At 47.1% G+C, this 19,288-nt stretch carries 21 protein-coding genes; 11 read left to right on the forward strand and 10 right to left on the reverse strand.

Features of this window, described 5'->3' with window-relative positions; all coding sequences use genetic code 11:
• The first annotated feature begins 79 nt into the window (after positions 1–79).
• Genes HC229_RS05990 through HC229_RS06020 form a run of 7 tightly spaced genes read left to right on the forward strand, consistent with a single transcriptional unit; the run spans position 80 to position 7,900 of the window.
• On the forward strand, positions 80–946 hold the full coding sequence (locus tag HC229_RS05990; RefSeq protein WP_191019565.1) for a DUF58 domain-containing protein: 867 nt from the start codon (positions 80–82) through the stop codon (positions 944–946).
• A 1-nt stretch (position 947) separates the two neighbouring features.
• A complete protein-coding gene (locus HC229_RS05995; protein WP_191019566.1) occupies positions 948–2,564 on the forward strand; it encodes a hypothetical protein in 1,617 nt (538 codons plus the stop codon).
• Complete coding sequence (locus HC229_RS06000; protein WP_191019900.1) at positions 2,564–3,565, forward strand: vWA domain-containing protein; 1,002 nt, start codon at positions 2,564–2,566, stop codon at positions 3,563–3,565. Before HC229_RS05995 ends, HC229_RS06000 begins: the two co-directional genes overlap by 1 nt.
• Positions 3,566–3,567: 2 nt before the next feature.
• A complete protein-coding gene (locus tag HC229_RS06005) occupies positions 3,568–4,608 on the forward strand; it encodes a vWA domain-containing protein (protein ID WP_191019567.1) in 1,041 nt (346 codons plus the stop codon).
• Positions 4,605–5,381, forward strand: a complete 777-nt coding sequence (locus HC229_RS06010) for a tetratricopeptide repeat protein (protein ID WP_191019568.1) — start codon at positions 4,605–4,607, stop codon at positions 5,379–5,381. The genes HC229_RS06005 and HC229_RS06010 overlap by 4 nt, the downstream gene beginning before the upstream one ends.
• A 13-nt stretch (positions 5,382–5,394) precedes the next feature.
• Positions 5,395–7,155: a BatD family protein gene (locus HC229_RS06015; protein ID WP_191019901.1), complete on the forward strand. Its 1,761-nt coding sequence runs from the start codon at positions 5,395–5,397 to the stop codon at positions 7,153–7,155.
• A 1-nt stretch (position 7,156) separates the two neighbouring features.
• The gene (locus HC229_RS06020; RefSeq protein ID WP_191019569.1) at positions 7,157–7,900 is read left to right on the forward strand and encodes a tetratricopeptide repeat protein; all 744 of its coding nucleotides are present in this window, start codon (positions 7,157–7,159) and stop codon (positions 7,898–7,900) included.
• Between the two features lie 3 nt (positions 7,901–7,903).
• Here HC229_RS06020 and HC229_RS06025 read toward each other — a convergent pair whose 3' ends face one another.
• Positions 7,904–8,416, reverse strand: coding sequence for a CvpA family protein (locus tag HC229_RS06025; RefSeq protein ID WP_191019570.1), 513 nt, complete (start codon positions 8,414–8,416; stop codon positions 7,904–7,906).
• 78 nt (positions 8,417–8,494) lie between these two features.
• Here HC229_RS06025 and HC229_RS06030 point away from each other — a divergent pair, with 78 nt between their 5' ends.
• A complete protein-coding gene (locus tag HC229_RS06030) occupies positions 8,495–8,851 on the forward strand; it encodes a hypothetical protein (RefSeq protein ID WP_191019571.1) in 357 nt (118 codons plus the stop codon).
• A 323-nt stretch (positions 8,852–9,174) separates the two neighbouring features.
• Here HC229_RS06030 and HC229_RS06035 read toward each other — a convergent pair whose 3' ends face one another.
• Entirely contained in the window at positions 9,175–9,852 is a 678-nt protein-coding gene (locus HC229_RS06035; RefSeq protein ID WP_191019572.1) for a hypothetical protein, read from the reverse strand.
• Between the two features lie 95 nt (positions 9,853–9,947).
• Here HC229_RS06035 and pheS point away from each other — a divergent pair, with 95 nt between their 5' ends.
• Together pheS and HC229_RS06045 are read left to right on the forward strand one after the other, a co-directional pair.
• Positions 9,948–10,967, forward strand: coding sequence for a phenylalanine--tRNA ligase subunit alpha (gene pheS, locus HC229_RS06040; RefSeq protein WP_191019902.1), 1,020 nt, complete (start codon positions 9,948–9,950; stop codon positions 10,965–10,967).
• Positions 10,968–11,074: 107 nt separating this feature from the next.
• Positions 11,075–11,482 carry a hypothetical protein gene (locus HC229_RS06045; RefSeq protein WP_191019573.1) on the forward strand — a complete coding sequence of 136 codons (408 nt, stop codon included), beginning with the start codon at positions 11,075–11,077 and terminating at the stop codon, positions 11,480–11,482.
• Positions 11,483–11,679: 197 nt separating this feature from the next.
• On the opposite strand, the gene HC229_RS06050 is transcribed toward HC229_RS06045, so the two are convergent.
• The 7 genes from HC229_RS06050 to HC229_RS06080 form a co-directional block, all read right to left on the reverse strand.
• Positions 11,680–12,675 (reverse strand): NAD(P)H-dependent glycerol-3-phosphate dehydrogenase, encoded by a 996-nt coding sequence (locus tag HC229_RS06050; protein ID WP_191019574.1) that lies wholly within the window; start codon positions 12,673–12,675, stop codon positions 11,680–11,682.
• A gap of 272 nt (positions 12,676–12,947) precedes the next feature.
• Positions 12,948–13,535: a nicotinate (nicotinamide) nucleotide adenylyltransferase gene (gene nadD / locus HC229_RS06055; RefSeq protein ID WP_191019575.1), complete on the reverse strand. Its 588-nt coding sequence runs from the start codon at positions 13,533–13,535 to the stop codon at positions 12,948–12,950.
• Positions 13,536–13,538: 3 nt separating this feature from the next.
• Positions 13,539–14,132: a guanylate kinase gene (gene gmk, locus HC229_RS06060; RefSeq protein ID WP_191019576.1), complete on the reverse strand. Its 594-nt coding sequence runs from the start codon at positions 14,130–14,132 to the stop codon at positions 13,539–13,541.
• Positions 14,132–14,992, reverse strand: coding sequence for a YicC/YloC family endoribonuclease (locus HC229_RS06065; protein WP_191019577.1), 861 nt, complete (start codon positions 14,990–14,992; stop codon positions 14,132–14,134). The genes gmk and HC229_RS06065 overlap by 1 nt, the downstream gene beginning before the upstream one ends.
• Positions 14,993–15,041: 49 nt before the next feature.
• The gene (locus tag HC229_RS06070) at positions 15,042–15,932 is read right to left on the reverse strand and encodes a DMT family transporter (protein ID WP_191019578.1); all 891 of its coding nucleotides are present in this window, start codon (positions 15,930–15,932) and stop codon (positions 15,042–15,044) included.
• Positions 15,932–16,279 (reverse strand): arsenate reductase family protein, encoded by a 348-nt coding sequence (locus tag HC229_RS06075; RefSeq protein ID WP_191019579.1) that lies wholly within the window; start codon positions 16,277–16,279, stop codon positions 15,932–15,934. The genes HC229_RS06070 and HC229_RS06075 overlap by 1 nt, the downstream gene beginning before the upstream one ends.
• A 45-nt stretch (positions 16,280–16,324) precedes the next feature.
• On the reverse strand, positions 16,325–17,080 hold the full coding sequence (locus tag HC229_RS06080; protein ID WP_223845542.1) for a DUF3298 and DUF4163 domain-containing protein: 756 nt from the start codon (positions 17,078–17,080) through the stop codon (positions 16,325–16,327).
• Between the two features lie 36 nt (positions 17,081–17,116).
• On the opposite strand from HC229_RS06080, the gene HC229_RS06085 reads away from it, so the two are divergent.
• Positions 17,117–18,280 (forward strand): cystathionine gamma-synthase, encoded by a 1,164-nt coding sequence (locus HC229_RS06085; protein ID WP_332871637.1) that lies wholly within the window; start codon positions 17,117–17,119, stop codon positions 18,278–18,280.
• 50 nt (positions 18,281–18,330) lie between these two features.
• Here HC229_RS06085 and HC229_RS06090 read toward each other — a convergent pair whose 3' ends face one another.
• Entirely contained in the window at positions 18,331–19,116 is a 786-nt protein-coding gene (locus HC229_RS06090) for a THC0290_0291 family protein (RefSeq protein ID WP_191019581.1), read from the reverse strand.
• Positions 19,117–19,288 lie beyond the last annotated feature (172 nt).

Consider the following 19,288-nt stretch of genomic DNA (forward strand, 5'->3'; position numbering starts at 1 on the left):
TTAAAGTTTAAAGTTCAAAGTTGGACGTTTTCGCGTTACATCCCAAAAACCTTAAGCCTTAAACCTTAAACTTATTTCAATGGATACAAAGGAACTTCTAAAAAAAGTCCGCAAAATCGAAATCAAGACCCGAAGGTTGAGCGATCACATCTTCTCGGGCGAATACCATACGTCGTTCAAAGGCCGTGGTATGACGTTCAGCGAAGTGCGCCAATATCAATTTGGGGATGACGTGCGCGCCATAGACTGGAATGTGACGGCGCGTTACAATGAGCCGTTTGTGAAGGTATTCGAAGAAGAACGGGAGTTGACGATGATGCTTATGGTGGACGTTTCAGGATCGGAGAGCTTCGGGTCTAAAAACCAGTTCAAGGAAGAGATCGTGACCGAAATCGCGGCAACCATGGCATTTTCGGCCACGCAGAACAACGATAAGATCGGATTGGTCTTGTTTTCCGACGAAATCGAATTGTACATTCCGCCCAAGAAAGGAAAATCACATGTGTTGCGCATCATACGCGAACTCATCGAATTCAAGCCGAAGAGCCGCAAAACCGATGTCGCTCAAGCATTGAAGTTCTTATCGTCGGTACAAAAGAAAAAGGCCATCGTGTTTTTGATTTCCGACTTTATGGCGCCCGATTACGAATTCGTGCTCAAAATCGCATCCAAAAAACACGACATTACCGGCATCCGCGTCTATGACCCGAGAGAGGAAAAACTTCCGAATCTTGGAATGGTTCCAATGCTTGACGCGGAAACTGGGGAACAACGTCTTGTGAATACCGGCTCAAAATCGGTGCGCACGGACTATGAAAAATATTATCACGAAAAGGTCAAATATTTCAAGGAAACGTTCAGTAAATGCGGCGCTGGCGTCGTCAATACGCGCGTCGACGAAAGTTATGTGACCAAATTACTGGGCTATTTCAAATCCAGGTCTTAGCATGAGGAAAATTCTGTATATCGCATTGTTGTTGCTTTCGGCTTTCGGGTTTGCCCAAAAGCGCGTCGAGACCAGCGTCGATACGACAAAAAATAAAATTGGCGCTCAGTTCAACCTGACGTTGCGTGTCCAGACGGACACCACCGAAAACGTCGTGTTTCCAAGAGGCGAACGGTTCGGTATGCTCGAGGTCATTCGCAACTATGCCGTCGATACCGTCGAAAAAGACGGAAAATTCGAACTCATAAAGATGTACGGGTTGACGCAATTCGATTCCGGACGCTATTCCGTGCCGCGACTTCCGATTTTGATCGATAAAAAACCGTTCTATTCGGACAGTTTGACGATAGAGGTCGCAAGTGTTGAGGTGGACACGCTCAAACAGAAAATGTATGACATCCGCCCGATAATCGCCGCTCCTTCCGAAGGTTGGGGCATTTGGCTGTATTTGCTTATCGCTGTGGTCATCGGAGGTTTGGGATACCTCGCGTATTTTCTGATAAAAAAATTCAAAACGAAAAAATCGGAGGAAATCGTTTATAAATCCCCTATCGAAAAGGCGAATGCGTTGCTGTCGAACCTCGAGAAAAAACAGCTGGTGCAGCGCGGGGAAGTCAAGGATTATTATTCGGAATTGACCGATATCGCCCGAACCTACATCGAGGAGGTCATCCACATTCCGGCAATGGAATCGACGACATCCGAACTTATCGTGGCGTTAAGGGACGCGGCTTCCAACAAGAAAATGCCCATCAACCAGGACACGTTCGAAAATTTGGAACGCGTGTTGAAAACCGCAGATTTGGTCAAGTTCGCCAAGTCGCGCCCAATGGATTTTGAAATCATCGGCGACAAGGAAAAAATCGAAAAAGTGATCGTCGTGATCGACAAATCGGTTCCGAAGGAAGAAGAAGACGAAGAAACCGAAGCGTTCCGCGAACTTCAATTCAAAAAGGAATTGCAGCGCCAAAAACGCAAACGCGTAATGCTGGCCGCTTCTGTCGTGGTGTTTTTTGTTGTCGGTCTAACCGTTTATTTTTCGATAACAAAAGGATTCGATTATGTCAAGGACAACATCCTGGGACATCCAACAAAAGAACTTTCCGAAGGAGAATGGGTGAGGAGCGACTACGGAAACCCGGCGATCGCAATCGAAACGCCAAAAGTACTCACGCGCATGGATGCCGAAAAATTCCTGCCCAAAGACGCTTTTGCGATGCTCAAGGATTTCCAGATGTTCGGATATGGTTCAATGACCGACGATTTTTACGTGGGAGTCTCGACGATGAGCTATAAAAGCGAAATCCAGGTCGATTTGGAGAAAGCAATCGAAGGATCGGTCGGGCTTATCGAAAAGATGGGCGCCAGGAACATGCTGGTCAAACAGGAAGAATACAATACAGACAAAGGGCTTGCGGGTAGAAAGGCCTACGGAACTTACGTCCGCAAAGACAAGATTACTGGCGAGGACGTAAAACTGGTTTATCAAACCATGGTTTTCGGCCAGCAGAACGGCGTGCAGCAAATCGCCATCATTCACCGCGAAGATGACCAATACGCGAAAGACATGGCCGAACGCATCCTCAATTCCGTCGAACTTAAACAAGTGATGCAATGATGGACGGCGTGACTTTTATGAACCCAGGATTTTTCTGGTTGTTTTTGCTGATTCCGGCTCTCGTGGGCTATCACATCTGGAAACGCAAAGAGCAGACGGCGACGTTGAAAATCAGCTCGCTCAAAGGCTTCGGCAACTCGACATCGTTTTTGGCCAAGATCAAGCCGGTTTTGTTCGTGTTGCGGATTTTGGCGTTGAGCCTGATGATCGTGGCCTTGGCGCGTCCGCGGACGGTCGATGTGAGCAGCAAGACCAAAACCACTAAAGGAGTGGATATCGTGATGTCGATAGACGTTTCGGCTTCGATGCTCGCTAAAGATTTGCGTCCGAACAGGATGGAAGCGCTAAAGGATGTCGCCGAGAAATTCGTCGAGGGGCGACCTAACGACCGCATCGGAATCGTAATCTACGCAGCCGAAGCCTACACGAAAACGCCCGTGACGAGCGACAAAGCGATTGTGGAAGGCGCGATCAAGTCGATCAGATACGATCAGGTGCTGAAGGACGGAACCGCGATAGGAATGGGATTGGCCACGGCGATAAACCGCATTAAAGACAGCAAAGCCAAAAGCAAAATCGTCATTTTGATGACAGACGGCGTCAACAACACGGGATTCATCGAGCCGGAAACCGCTTCCGATATTGCAAAAGAATTCGGGATCAAAGTCTATACGATCGGACTCGGAACAAAAGGAATGGCCGAATTCCCTTACGACTATGCGCCAAACGGAGGTTTCCTGTTCAAAATGATGCCCGTCGAAATCGACGAACAACTGATGAAAAGCATAGCCGACAAAACCGGAGGCAAGTATTTCAGGGCGACGAGCAAAAACAGCCTCGAGAAGATTTACGAGGAAATAAACAAGCTTGAAACCACCGAAATCGAAGAATTGAAATTTTACGATTACGACGAGGAATTCCGCCCGTTCGCGATTTTAGCGGCCCTTTTGCTGCTGCTTGAAATTGCATTACGCCACACGGTTTTCCGCAGTTTTATCTAGATATGTACGAATTAGACGAAAAAAAATATCTGTATTTACTCATCGCCATCCCCGTCCTGGCGGCGATCTTCCTGTTCAATTTGTACTGGAAGCGACGCAGGCAAAAAGAGTTTGGCGATCTCGAAATGGTGAAACGACTTTCGCCGGAAAAATCGACGTTTAAGCAAACGCTCAAATTTTCGATTTTCATATTAGCGCTCGCGTGCCTGATTTTGGGATTGGTGAATCCGAAAATCGGGACGAAGACCGAAACGGTGAGACGCGAAGGAATCGACATCGTGTTTGCCGTCGACGTGTCCAAAAGTATGCTGGCGGAAGACGTTGCGCCAAACCGATTGGAGAAAAGCAAACAGGTCGTATCCCAAATCATCAACCAGCTGGCAGGCGACCGCATCGGCATCGTGGCTTACGCCGGAAGCGCATTCCCAGTTTTGCCGATCACGACAGATTACGCCTCGGCCAAGATGTTCCTGCAAGGTATGGATACGGACATGGTTTCTTCCCAGGGAACGGCTTTGGACGATGCGATCAAGCTTTCGGCTTCGTATTTCGACAAGGAAGACAAGGGAACCAGCAAAATGATCGTGCTGATTTCAGACGGCGAAGACCACGGAGATGGCTCCGAAGATGTGGCCGAAGATGCAAAAAAAGACGGTATCAAAATCATCACGATAGGCGTCGGATCTGAAAAAGGCGGGCCGATTCCGCTCAAGGACGGCAATCGCGTCGAAGGATTCAAGCGAGACGGAAACGGCGAAATCGTAATTACCAAACGCAACGTCGAAAGTCTCAGGAACATTTCCAAAAACAGCAAAGGGTACGTGGATGGAAATACAACTAAGGACGTCGTCGAGTATGTGAAAAAATCACTTGAAAACATCGAAAGGAACGAATTTGAGAGCGAACAGTTCACCGATTTCAACTCTCAATTCCAGTGGTTCATCGGGATTGCGTTCGTTTTGCTTGCGATCGATATCTTGTTGTTGGAAAAGAAAACAAAATGGATCCGGAAGATGAATCTGTTTAATGAAAAGGAATCATGAAGAAGTTAGTGACTTACGGGCTTTTGATCTTCGGTTGTGCCGTGTCGTTCGCGCAGGAAGAGGTCAAAGAGGAAAAAGATAAATTTCTTCCGAAAGGAAACGAAGCGTATTCCGAGAAAAACTACGCTGAAGCGGAAGCTGATTTTAGAGTTTCCCAATCGAAATTCCCTAAAAAGGCGGCTGCATCATACAACCTCGGAAACAGCATTTACACCCAAAAACATCAGGTGGAAGCCGGTTTTGCTTACGGAAGCGCGATCAAGAACGCCATTACGCGCGAAGAAAAGCACAAAGCCTGGCACAACATGGGCAACGTGCTCATGAACATGAAAGACTATCAGGGCGCCGTCAACGCCTACAAAAATGCTCTGGTCAACAATCCTAAAGACGACGAAACGCGCTACAATTACGCATTGGCGCGCAAGATGCTCAAGGACAATCCGCCAAAGCCAAACGACAAAAAGAAGGATAAGGACAAAGAAAAAGACAAGGATAAAAAGGACAAGGACGGAAACGACAACAAAGACAAGAACAAACAGGACAATAAAGACGGGAACAAGGATAAAAAAGACAATCAGCAGAACCAGGACCAACAAGGTGGAAACAAGCCACAGCAAAGGCCGAAGCCACAACAAGGGCAAGGCAACGGAATTTCCGGCCAACGCATCGAAAACCTGCTCGACGCCGTGAACCACGAAGAGAAAAAAGTCCAGGATAAAGTTAAAGCGCAGCAAGTCAAAGGAAAACCGGTGCGCAATGAAAAGGATTGGTAGTTTTTACAGCCACATGAAGAAGAGCATTTTCATATTATTTTTATTCACACAGGCAGTTTTCGCCCAAGTCCAATTCGAGGCCAAGGTCACGAAGCAAACGCTTGGAGTCAATGAAACGCTGCGCGTCGATTTCGTCATGAACGACGATGGGGACAATTTCACTCCTCCTAATTTCGACGGATTCCGCATCGTGGGCGGGCCAAGCCAATCCGTGAGCCAATCGTGGGTAAACGGGCGCAGTTCGTTCCAAAAAAGCTATATCTATTTCCTGATGCCGACACAAAAAGGGACGCTCACGATCAGGTCGGCTTCGATCGATATCAGAGGACAAGTCTACAAGACGAATCCCGTCAAAATCAATGTGACCAATGCGGTGCAACGTCCGCGACAGCCGGGAGAACCCGAACCTGTGAATGTTGACGATGCGATCCATCTCGTGGCTGAAATCTCAAAAACGAACCCATACATCAACGAACCGATAACCGTCGTCTACAAGCTTTATTTGAGCTACAACGTCGGGATATCGAATTGGCGCGAACTTGAAAAGCCAAAATACAACGACTTCTGGAGCCAAAACATCGACATCAAGCAATTGGTAGCCGAACAAGGCACGTTCAACGGAGAACCTGTGCGCTACGTCGTGCTTCGGAAAACCGTGCTGTATCCGCAGAAATCAGGGAAGCTCATCATCGAACCGCTCTCACTCGATCTCGATATCCAGGTTCCGACGGGAAGACGCGACTGGTTCGGCCGACCTCAAATCGTCCAGGACAACAAGCGGGTTTCTGCCGGCGTCAAGACGATCAACGTCCGCGCGTTGCCTGAAGCCGGAAAACCCGAAGATTTTTCAGGAGCCGTCGGAAGCTTCGACTTTAACGTCAAACCGTCCAAAACGATGCTCAAGAATGGTGAAAGCCTTGATTTGACGGTCAGCGTTTCCGGAAAAGGAAATCTCAAATTGTTCGATTTGCCGAAGCCTGTCGTGCCATCGGCTCTCGAAATGTACGATCCTGTCCACAAAGAAAATGTGCAAACGCCACTTTCGGGCATGACCGGACGCGTTTCCGATACCTACACGATCGTCCCGACGTATAAGGGTAATTATCCGATCAAGCCGATGTCGTTCAGCTATTTCGACATCAAGTCCGGCCGATACAAGACGATCACTTCTCCCGAGATCATGATCAAGGTGCTCGACGGGCCGGGCGCGCCACAATCGGGAGATGCCGTTGCCGCATCGGGAGCCGGAAAACAGCAAATTTCGGCAGGCGACCAGTTCAAGTTCATCAAGCTGAAAACGCAATTGGTTCCGACGAAGAAAAAAGATTTTTTTGGCTCAGGATTGTTTTACGGATTGTTGGTCGCGCCTTTCGTGATCATTCCGATCATTATCCTGGCGCGAAGGAAAAAAGAGGCGATCGATCGCGACGTCACAGGAAACAGATTGCGTACTTCGAGCCGGTTGGTCAAAAAATATTTGTCGGAAGCCCGCAGGAACATATCCGACAAGGAAAAATTCTACATTGCGCTTGAACGGGCGCTGCACAATTTCCTAAAAGCAAAACTGGGAATCGAGACGTCCGAAATGAGCAAAGACCGCATACGTGAGTTGCTTTTGAGCCGCAATGCCCAGCCGCAAACCGTCGACAATTTCATCAAATTGACCGAAGATTGCGAATTTGCGCGTTACGCCCCGGCTTCGAGTACGGCGATTCAACACGATTACGAGAAGGCAGCGACAATCATTTCCGAACTTGAAAAACAAATCCAATAACATGAGAAAAGCGGTTTTCATATTCCTGTTGCTTTCCCAGGTTTTTTGGGCGCAAAGCGTTTTTGACAAAGGGAACGAATTGTATCGCAAAGGCGATTTTCAGGCTGCGGCCGACGTGTATGAGTCTATTCTGAAGTCGAAAAAGGAATCCGCGGAGCTTTATTTTAACCTCGGTAACGCTTACTACAAGCTCAACCGCGTGGCTCCGGCGATTTACAATTACGAAAAAGCACTGCTGCTGAATCCTGACGATGCCGAAATCTCGAACAACCTCAAATTTGCGCAAAAACTACAAATCGATGAGGTTAAGGAAACGCCGAAAGTGGGCTTCCGGAAGATGATCGAGGATTTTACTTCACAAGTGAATTACAATACGTGGGCGATGTTTGCAGTCGCGGGCGCCTTTGCGGTTTTGTTGTTTTTCATCGGCTATTATTTTTCGGGAAACACGTTGGTCAAACGTATCTTTTTCACAATGATGTTCGTCGGAGCGGCTTTCATCGGATTGACAGTTTTTGCTGCAATTTTCGAGAAAAGTACCGACAGTTTGGAACGGCCGGCAATTGTTTTTGCGTCAGTCGCCTCGGTAAAAAGCGAGCCTCAAAACAATGCTCAGGACGCCTTTATTTTGCATGAAGGAACGAAAGTGTACGTGCTTGAGAAGCTGGACAACTGGAAAAAAGTGGAACTTTCAGATGGCACCCAAGGCTGGATCGAGCAGTCTGCGATTCGCGAGCTCAAGTGACCATTATTTGCTGAGGTCGATACGAATCTCGTGCAGTTCTTCTTTGAGGAACGGGTAGACGATTTCCGCGGATGCCTTAAGCGGGCCGTAGACTTTGGATTTGTCGAGTGTTTCCCTACTGGCAAAAGTTTCCATGATGTTAACCTTGTCAAAGATGTTGAGCAGGACGCTCAGTACAAGCGCCATACGGATAAAGCCGAAAAGTGCTCCGCCGATGCTGTTGAAAATCCCAATGCCGGAAAAATCGGCGACCTTAGTAAGCACCTTGGCCATCAATGAAATGGCGACGACAACGGCCACCATAGTGATGATGAAGGCGATGACGTAGGCCGTTTTTGGGTTCGAGCCTAAGTGCTGTCCGAAGAAATCACGCGTCACGTTTGAAAATTTCAACGCGACCCATAGTCCGAGAAAAATCCCGATCAGGGAAGCGAGTTCCACAAATAGCCCGTTTCTAAGGCCTTTAAATGTTCCGATGAAAAGGAAGATGATAAGTAGGATGTCGATAAAAGCCACTGATTATGGTTTAATGCGTAATTTTGGACGCTAAAATACTGCAAAGCCCGCAAACGGTTTTGTTTGAAACCAACAAATATGTCACGCGATATACAACTCAAAGAGCGATGGGAAACGCTCGTCAAATTCCTGTCCGATAAATTTTCCCAAGGCGAAGACCTCGATCTGGATGGCATTATTTACCTGATCGGCGTCCAGGAATTGGGCAAAGTCCACAATAAATTCAAAAAAGACGAAAAACTCAACCTGATGCACATCGCCATTTGCCGCTTGCTCGAACCGTACGGATTTTACGAATTCGAGTTCGTCGACCGCGACGGTTGGCCGCACTACAAGGTGAAAGAGGAGCTTCCGCCTTTAAGGGCCGGGGAACAGTCGGTATTGATGAAAGAGGCGATCGTAAGCTATTTCGTCGAAAAAGGACTAATACAATAAACCGATATTTTTGCCGGCTTGAAGTTATCAGCGAAAAAAAAATGTATCTTTAATACGATTCTGAAATGTAAAGGCGCTAATCGCTTGCAGATCGCGATTTTACGAATCGACATTTAGTAACCAAATCAATCTTACGTGGAACAAGACAACCTGCCAGAACAGCACAATCAACCCGAAACTACAAACGACACAAATCCTGCAATCGCTCCGGCTGCTAAAGCTGCGACAACGCGAAAGCCGGCCGCTAAAAAACCTGCTGCGAAAAAGCCAGCGACCAGAAAAACACCTGTTAAGACGGCGTCGCCGAAAACTGCCCAGGCAGCTCAGGAGTCTGATCCCGCTGCAGTAGCGAAAAAGCCGATTGTCAGAAGGGCATCCGCGAAGACGCCAGCTGCAAAAACTGTCAAGACAGCGGAAAGTGCGCCGTCAAATGCCCAGGCAAAAACGCCAGCGGTACGCAAACCTGTGATCAGGAAAACTGCTTCGAAGGCGGTCAGCCAAAAAGCGGAAGAGGTCAAATCTTCTGAAGTTGCAGACGATGCGGCACCAAAAACAGTCGCGAAAAGAACACCAGGCAGACCGGCGGGAACCAAAAAAACGGTTGCCCAAAAAGCTGGGACGAAGCCGGTTTCGAAAAAATCAGTCGGCAAACCCGTGAATTCGGAAACTACGCCAATCGAGACAGACAGTGAGAAGTCTGACAAGCGAGTCGTTTTGGAAACGTCAGACAAACCAAAGAAGTTCAAGGACAAAGATCTCAAAAAGCTTAAGAAACTTGCCGACGACCTAAAGAAACGCGAGAAGAAAGCCAAAGAAAGAGACAAGGCTGAAAAAGCAGAGAAAAAAGCCAAAGAGGCTAAAAAACTAAAGGCGAAAAAGACGAAAAAGAAAGTTGCTGAAAAAAAGAAACCAGCGAAAAAGAAGTCGAAAAAGAAATAATCACAAAGGCCGGAATTCAGTTTTCGGCCTTTTTTTATGTCAATTGGCAAAATCTTCAGCAAAAAGTAAACGGGCCGATATTTGGAAGCAATCTTTTATCCATTCAATCCTTTAATCGTGCAATCTTTTTTAAATTTGCATCCTCAAAGACATGAAGATGACCGATAAAATCAAAGAGTTTATTGTCGAAGCCCGGGAATTCCATACCGACAGCAAAGAGCAGCTCGAAGCATTCCGAATCAAATTTTTGGGTAGCAAGGGCTTGCTCAAGGAATTTTTCGCGGAGTTCAAGAATGTTCCGAATGAGATGAAAAAAGAGTTCGGGCAGGTCATCAACGAACTCAAAAACACCGCTGAGGAAAAGGTCAAGTCGATCCATGAAATGCTCGAGAGCAAGGAAGAGTCGAAAGGCGGGTATGGCGATCTGAGCCGTCCCGGGGAGCCGATGGTCATCGGTTCGCGCCATCCGATCTCGCTTGTGAAAAATCAAATCATCGATATATTTTCCACCATAGGATTCAACGTGTCCGAAGGCCCCGAAATCGAAGACGACTGGCACAATTTCACGGCTTTGAACCTTCCGGAGTACCATCCGGCGCGCGACATGCAGGACACGTTTTTTATCCAGACGAATCCCGATGTTTTGCTACGCACGCACACCTCGTCCGTTCAGGTTCGTTACATGGAAAACAACAAGCCGCCAATCCGGACGATTTCGCCAGGACGCGTGTTCCGCAACGAAGCCGTTTCGAGCCGTTCGCATTGCATTTTCCATCAGGTGGAAGGTTTGTATATCGATAAAGATGTCTCGTTTGCAGATTTAAAACAGACGCTGCAATATTTCACGAAGGAAATGTTCGGCAAGTCGAAGATTCGCCTTCGCCCGTCTTACTTTCCATTTACGGAGCCAAGCGCCGAAGTCGATATTTATTGGGGATTGAAGACCGAAACCGACTACCGTATAACCAAAGGAACCGGTTGGCTTGAAATCATGGGCTGCGGAATGGTAGACCCGAACGTTTTGCGCAACTGCGGCATCAACCCGGACGAAAACACCGGATTCGCATTCGGAATGGGGATCGAACGCATCGCGATGTTGCTGTACCAGATCGGCGATATCAGGATGTTCTACGAGAACGATGTGCGATTCTTGGAGCAATTCAAGTCAAGTATTTAAGTCGAACCTCGAAAGGGAATTGCAGTAGCAACGAGTTTTCTGACAGAAAATCCCGCGTGGCCGAACTTTGCGTCTCCAATACCTTACATCCTTAGGACTTCACGACTATGAAAAAAGACATCATCATCCCAAAAGTAGAGAACGTTTACCTTGCCGCCATCCAGGAATGGAACGACGATTTTATGGAAAAGGTTTGGTACGTACATCTCGTGAACGATTCTGATTTCGATCTCGACAGCGTCATGGTCGTATCGAAGGCCTTCGGAACCATAGATGGTGAAATGAAACGCACTTCGATGCTGCGCCACGCTTTTGTAAAAGTGCCCACACAATCTGTAGTGAAGGTCGAAATGGTCGAGAAAAGCGTTTTGGCGTTAAACAATGAATTCATGGTCACGTATTTCATCGGGAACACGCTTTACGATAAAAAGTTCATTTTCCGAACGAACACCATCAATGAGCGCGCGACGGAAGAAGTGCCGCACATCTGGCAACCCGGCGTGATAGTTCGATAAAGATTACCAATAAAAAAAGACGCGTTTCCATTCGGGCGCGTCTTTTTTTTGTTTGTTTAATCAGAAATTTTTAGGAATTGTGACAAAAAACGAAGAAGAAAAAAAATGTCACACATTTTGTGACAAAAAAAATTCCTGAAAAAAATGTCACAGGATTTTTTCTGCGTTCTCTCATACCGGAACTTAGAATTATCGGCCTAGTCCAATTTTTCCGTCAGTTTCTTGAATACTTTTCTAGCCTCTTGCCCTTCGTATAAGACCTCGAAAACCGCGTCGATGATTGGCGTGTTGGCTTCGAGCTTTTCGTTCAGTTTATGGGCGCTTTTAGCCGCATAATAACCTTCGGCTACCATATTCATCTCCATCTGCGCGCTTTTGACCGTGTAACCTTTCCCGATCATGTTCCCGAACATGCGGTTTCTCGAAAATACCGAATATCCGGTGACGAGTAAATCGCCCAAATAAGCGGAATTGTTGATGTTGCGCTTCATTTTGTGCACTTTCCGGATGAATTTCTTCATTTCGCGTATGCTGTTGCTCATCAACACCGACTGAAAGTTGTCGCCGTATCCGAGGCCATGTGCGATTCCGGCAGCGATGGCGTAAATATTCTTCAGCATCGCGGCATATTCGGTACCGATGATATCGTCGGAAATTTTCGTCTTGATATAATCGCTCGACAGATGAGCCGCCATTACTTTCGCTTTTTTATTGTCTCCGCACGCGATCGTGAGATAGGAGAGGCGTTCGAGCGCGACTTCTTCGGCATGGCAGGGCCCGGTAATGACGCCGATGTTCTCGAACGGAATGTCATATTGCTTGTTAAAATGTTCCCCTACGATGAGGCTTGTCTCGGGAACGATGCCTTTTATCGCGGAAAAAATCACTTTCCCTTCGAGGCTCGAACTGAGCTTGGCCATTTCATCGTTTAAAAACGCAGACGGGATGGCAAATATGATGTAATCGGCATAGTCGACGGCCCCGTTAAGGTCGCTTGTCAGTTTGAGTCGATTCGGGTTAAATTCCACAGAGCTCAAGTAGTTCGGGTTGTGATGATGTACTCTCAAGTGATCGATCGCATCTTCATTCCGCATATACCACGCGATCTCATCGCAATTCACGCAAAGCATCTTGGCGATGGCGGTTGCCCAGCTTCCGCCTCCGATAACGGCAAATTTGGGTTTTTGGCTCATTATTGTCGTAATTGTTTAGGTCAAAAATAGTCCAAAAAAAGGAAAGCTATTTTGAGTTATGATGATTATTCCCGTTAAAATATCTTCAGTGAAATACTACAGGTTAATTTTAACTTATTATTATGATTTTAAGCACAATGCACCTTTCGGATTTGCGTTTAATAGCTTTAGATATAATCTTTACGATTACAAAAAAGTTAGTTAAATTTTGTTTTTGGTGTTTTGAGAAAGGCGCTTTTGAACCAGTTTCAGAAGCGCCTTTTGATTTATGGTCACTTCCGGTAAAGGTTATTGTGGTCGATATATTCCCACACTTTTTCAGGTAAAAGGGCTTTGACGAATTTCTTTTCCTTGATCGAATTTCGAATAAAGGTCGACGAAATTTCAACGACAGGTGCATCTACCCAATCAATTTTCCGACCCTCGATTGTGTGATTATCCATTGGCTCGTTGCCGGACGGAATCCTCGGGTAGACCAAAATCGGATACCGCTCGAGGATTACCTGGTAGTTTTTCCATTTGTGTATCGATTCGATATTGTCCTGGCCCATGATCAGCGAAAATTCGTGGTTTGGAAACTTTTCTTCCAAATGAGCGAGTGTATTGATCGTGTAGTTGGGTTGCGGCAGCTTGAATTCGATATCGGTCGGTTTCAGATTCGGATAATCCTCGGTAGCCAAACGAACCAATTCGAGACGCGTGTAGTCGTCGAGCAACGTCGATTTTTTCTTGAGCGGATTGTGAGGCGTAACTACCATCCAAACCTGATCGAGATCGGTGAATTCGGCCATGTGGTTGGCAATGATCAGATGTCCGACGTGTATCGGATTGAACGTCCCAAAGTATAAGCCGACTTTCACGATCTATTCTTTTGTAGGAATTTCGCCGTTTCTGATAAAATCACTTACCAAATCGTAAGCTTTTTGCTTTGCCTGGTCAAGATCGGCATTCTCGACAATAACGTCAAAAAGCGGAGAGGTCGCCAGTTCAGCCGACGATTTCGCGATGCGCATCGCAATCTTTTCCTCGCTTTCTGTGGAGCGCTGCTTGAGTCGGCGCTTGAGTTCGTCTATGCTTGGCGGCTTTACGAAAATAGCGATGGTTTCCTCGGGAAATTTGCGTTTGATGCGCAGTCCACCGGAGACATCGATGTCGAAAATGACGTTGCGTCCTTGATCACGGATTTTATCCACCTCAGATTTCAACGTTCCGTAGAACATATCGGGATACACTTCTTCCCATTCTACGAAATCCTCGTTCTTGATGTGTTGCTTGAATTCGTGTACCGACATGAAATGGTAATCGTTTCCGTGGGCTTCCTGTCCGCGTGGTTCGCGTGAGGTAGCAGAAATCGAAAACTCCAGTTTCAATTCCGGATGTTGCAGCAAATGCCTTACTATAGTGGTTTTCCCCGAACCCGATGGAGCCGAGAATACGATGAGTTTCCCTTTCTCCATTACAAAACGTTGAGTACCTGTTCCTTGATTTTTTCGAGCTCGTCTTTCATCTGGACGACGAGTTTCTGCATGGCGGCGTGATTCGATTTCGAACCCATGGTATTGATTTCGCGACCCATTTCCTGCGTGATGAAGCCGAGTTTGCGGCCGTTGGCTTCTTTGTCTGCCAAAGTTTGTATAAAGTAGTTGAGGTGGTTTTCCAACCGGACTTTTTCCTCGGTAATGTCGTATTTCTCGAGATAGAAGATAAGTTCTTGTTCAAAACGGTTCTCGTCGAGCGTCACTTTTAAATCGTCGATCGCGGCCAATAGTCGTTTTTTGACGTTGTCGATGCGTTCCGCGTCCATGGCGACCGTGGCGTTCATCATCGTCATGATGTTGGCGATGCGCTGTAAAAATTCTTTTTCAAGAGAGGAGCCCTCCGCGATGCGGAACGATTGGATGTTATTTACAGCATCGGCAATCACGCCTTCGATTTGCTTCCATTCATTCTCATCCATTTCTTCGCGCTCGGTTTTTAGCGCATCCGGCATCCTGACGGCCATTTTCATGAGTTCCGTCTCGTCCGCGGCGGGATAGATGTCGAGCAATTGCGCGATATAAGCCCTTACGATAGGAACGTTGACGCGCGTCGAGGTTTGCTCGGTCGTGTTTTCGACGTAGATCGCGAAATCAATTTTGCCGCGTTCAAGCTGGTTCGACAATTTCGAACGAAGGCCGAGCTCCATTTCGCGATAAGCCGACGGCATACGTACGCTAAGGTCCAAACCTTTGCTGTTTAGGGATTTGATTTCGACGGTTATCTTTTTGGCAGCCAACTGAAGAGTTGCCTTTCCAAATCCGGTCATGGATTGTATCATGTGCTTCAAAAAAGTGGGACAAAGATAGCAAATGTTACCCACAGGCGGGTCAAGATGCGGGATTCTTCTTTCGCGTGACGAGATATACTCCGATGAAAATGAGCAGCGCCGCCGAGATCTTGACCCAACTCAAGCTGTCTTTGCCGAGGCCGATCGCAAAAACCGTGGCGAACAGCGGCTGCAAATAGATAAATACCGCAACGGTGGTGGGCTTCAATTCTTTCATCGAAAGTAAATTGAGCAGGTAGGTCAGAAATGTCGAAACCACAACGACGAACGCCATCTTAAGCGCGATCGAATTCGGCATTTGAAGCCACGAAACGTTCTGAAATTCACTCCATCCGAAAGGCAAAACCATGAGGAATCCGAACAGGTAGATCCACTTCACGAACGTAAAGGCGTTGTATTTGTCCATGAGTTTGCGCACCATGATGAGGTACAATCCGTAGGAAACGGCGTTCACGAAAACCAGGAAGTTTCCCAGTTGGGCATTCGTAGCGCTTCCGACCGATTTTCCGTATCCGATCAAAACCGCCGTTCCAACCAATCCCAAAACGATCCCGAATACCTTTGACGCCTGCATTCGTTCTTTCATGATGACGGCAGACAAAACCAATACGATTATCGGCGTCGTGCACATTAAAACCGCAGCTGATATCGGCGAAGTCAGGCTCAATCCTTTGAAGAACGTAAGCATGTTGAACGCGACTCCGAAAAATGCAGCGGCGATGATTCTCGGGAAATCATTTTTGGCGATTTTTTCCTTGACGGAAAATAGCCACGCGGTCCAGAAAAGCACTACAGATCCGCCGACGCGCATAACGATAAAGCCGTAAGCGCCGATGAATGCCGGCATGACATCCTTGGCGATCGTGAAGGTGACGCCGTAAATGATCGAAACCAATGTGGCCGCGATAAGGGCGAGATTCCGTTTGGACATTACTTCAGGGCGCCGATTACCTTTTCGACGTTGTGTGCACTGTTTCCAACGTATATTTTATTGTCGATGATAAACACCGGACGGCTGAGGAACGTGTAATGTTCGAGGATGAGTTTTCGATAATCGGCTTCCGAAAGTTTTTGGTCTTTGAGCCCGCGTGATTTGTATAATTGGGCTTTTCTGCTGAAAAGCGCCTCGTAACTCCCGGCCAGTTCCTTCATGCGATCGACATCCGATTCGGTAAGCGGTTGTTTCTTTATGTCGTGTAGCATGAGGTCGTTCTTTGGCAAAGAAGCCAATATTTTGCGGCAAGTGTCGCACGTCGACAAGTGATAGACAATGTCCATTGTGGATATTTTGCGTGCAAAGGAAAGCTGAAAAAACGAAACGCGTTACTTTATTTTGAGGAATTTATCCACTTCGGAATACGGCAACATCAGATCGCGCGGCCCTTCGGCATAAGAAGCGATTTCATAAGTGTTGTAATAAAGCAGCACGCCTTTGTCCGAAAGAAAAATAGTGGCCGGCAGCGCAAATTTCTCCTCTTCGAACATCAGTCCGCCGGAATTGATAGGTGCATTAGCCGGGATCTTAAACTTTTCGCGAAAGCGTTTTTCAGCAAGTGCCGTGACTGCTTTCACGTCGTTGAACAGACTGTCGTTGGGAATGGACCGCATCGTTTCACGGTTAAAAAGCAACGATGTTTTCCCGCTGTAACCGTGGGCGCCTCCGGTAAACGTGTAATGTTGCAACTCGATGCCTATGACTTTGTCGGACTTGTACACGAGGCGTCCGGCAACATCGCCTTCCCATCCGAAAAGTTCATCGGGATTTTCTTGTTGCATTTTTTCGTAGGATGCGATAAAGTCGTCCGCAAGCCCTTGATAATCCTTCGACTCGTAAGGCTGCTCGCCAAAGTAGACGATTTGTTTGAGCGTGGCGAATATTTTATCGTTGATCGTATCGGCAAGAACGCCGTCTTTTGCGACCGGGACTTTAATGGTGATTTTCGGGCAAACACCTTGGCATTTCAGGCTTGTCTTCTTTTCGAATGTCTTGGTTTCAAACTCGAGTTCACCTGAACATGAGGCAAATAGGAAAAGCAAAAGAAAACTGTAATAGTACGGTTTCATCAGGTTGTTGGACATTAGTTGGGGAATAAGATTAAATTTGCGAATAATTCAATACCTACAAAAATAAATTACATGAAGTTTAACACAAAGACAATACACGGAGGACAGCATCACGATCCCGTTACAGGAGCCGTAATGCCGCCGGTCTACCAAACCTCGACTTACGTTCAGGAAAGTCCGGGGAAACCTTTGGGCGATTACGAATACAGCCGCGCGGCCAACCCGACACGAACCGCTTTGGAAAACGCCTTGGCCAGCATCGAAAATGGTGCGAAAGGGCTTGCTTTTTCGTCCGGGCTCGCCGCTACCGATTGTTTGCTGCGCTCGTTCAAGGCCGGAGACGAAGTCATCGCGATGGACGATCTTTACGGCGGAACCTATCGGATGTTCACGCGCATTTACAAGGATTCGGGTATCAAATTCCATTTTATCGATTTGACGGATCTTGAAAAACTCAGGAGCCTGATCAATGAAAATACGAAGATGGTTTGGGCTGAGACACCGACGAATCCGTTGATGAAACTCGCCGACATAGCCGAGATTGCCAAGATAACCAAAGCGAACAACGTGCTTTTTGGAGTCGACAATACGTTTGCGACGCCTTATCTGCAGAAGCCACTCGACCTTGGTGCCGATGTCGTCATGCATTCCGCTACGAAATACCTTGGCGGACATTCCGACGTGATCGCCGGTGCGCTTGTCATCAAAGACGAAAAGTTGGCCGAGCAGCTGCACTTCCAGCAATTCGCTACGGGCGCGACTTTGGGTCCGATGGATTCATTTTTAGTGCTTCGCGGCATCAAGACGCTTCACCTGAGAATGGAGCGCCATTGCCAAAATGGGGAAAAGATCGCGGCATTTTTAGCCGATCACCCGAAAGTCGCCGTTGTCTATTTTCCAGGGTTGGAATCACATCCGTTTCACGAAATTGCGAAGAAGCAAATGTCTGGATTTGGCGGCATGGTGTCGTTTAAGTTCAAATCAGGGGCGAAAGCCGACGCCATTTCTTTCCTTGAGAAGCTAAAAGTCTTCACGTTGGCGGAATCGCTTGGAGGCGTAGAGTCGCTGGCGAACCATCCGGCGTTGATGACACATGCCTCGATTCCGGAAGACAAGCGTCGCGAGATCGGTATTTCCGATGACCTCGTGCGTTTGAGCGTCGGCGTCGAAGATATCGATGATTTGCTTGCTGATATCGAACAGGCACTTCAGTAAAATAAAAAGCCCGGATTCATCGTCCGGGCTTTTTTATATCTGTAAAAATCCTAATTCAGGTAATAAATGTAACCTACGTTGAGCCAGACCAGCCATTCGTTTGCCTTGTTCTCTTTGTAGACGTCCGGGTTCGGGTTCAAACCGTCGACCCAGTTCGAGAAATAATACTGCCAGCGCAGGTCGATCATCAAATCCGAAAGTACGCTAAGTTTGTAACGCGTCCCGATACTTCCAACGACAGACCATGTCGTGCCTCCACTCTGGTCGAATGCGTCGAAGTATTTTACCGGTGTAATTATCGGGTCTTCGCCCAATTCGCCAGGGCCTAATGTCGAATACGCTTTTGGTTTGAAGAACGAGAATTGTCCGCCCAAACTTACGAAAGGCGCCAGTTTGCCGGGAGAAGCCGAAAATTCGCGGATGCTGAACGGAAAGTACTCTAATTGCATTCCGATATTCGTAACCGATGTCTCACCACGCATCGCCTTTAGCTGCTGGGCAAAAACGCCGTCGCCTTCGATCCATTCCCCTTCGTGCTGTAATTTCGATTTGTTGAACGAAAGTTCGCTGCGAAGCTTGAAATGGTCGTTGAAGTAGGTTTCCGGAGCGTAACAGTTACACTCGGCGCTGTAAGCAAAATTGAGGTAGTGGATGATACCGACTCCAAAGCCTGAATTGCCGGCGTTGGTCTTCAAATCGTAACGTTCCCCATAGTCGGACATCATCGCCACGGGGCCAACAATGGCGCCGATTTCGTGAGAAAAGCCAAACTGGGACACAGCCTTTTGCGAGAAGCCGAGCATCAGCAAAAAGCTCATGATTAAATACTTGGGCATTGTCTTCTGGATGTTACAATTCGAGGCAAATATATAAAAATAGGTTGCAGTTTGTAAATTAAAGTGAAAAATACTTGATTTCCCTTAAAAATGGCACCTAATGAATTAAATATCTGAAGTAATGGTATTTAACTGTTCAAATTCTTATAAAAGAAATAAATCTGTTGCGGAA

This window comes from Flavobacterium selenitireducens (genome assembly GCF_014748335.1).
In the GTDB taxonomy this organism is placed as follows: Bacteria; Bacteroidota; Bacteroidia; order Flavobacteriales; family Flavobacteriaceae; genus Flavobacterium; species Flavobacterium selenitireducens.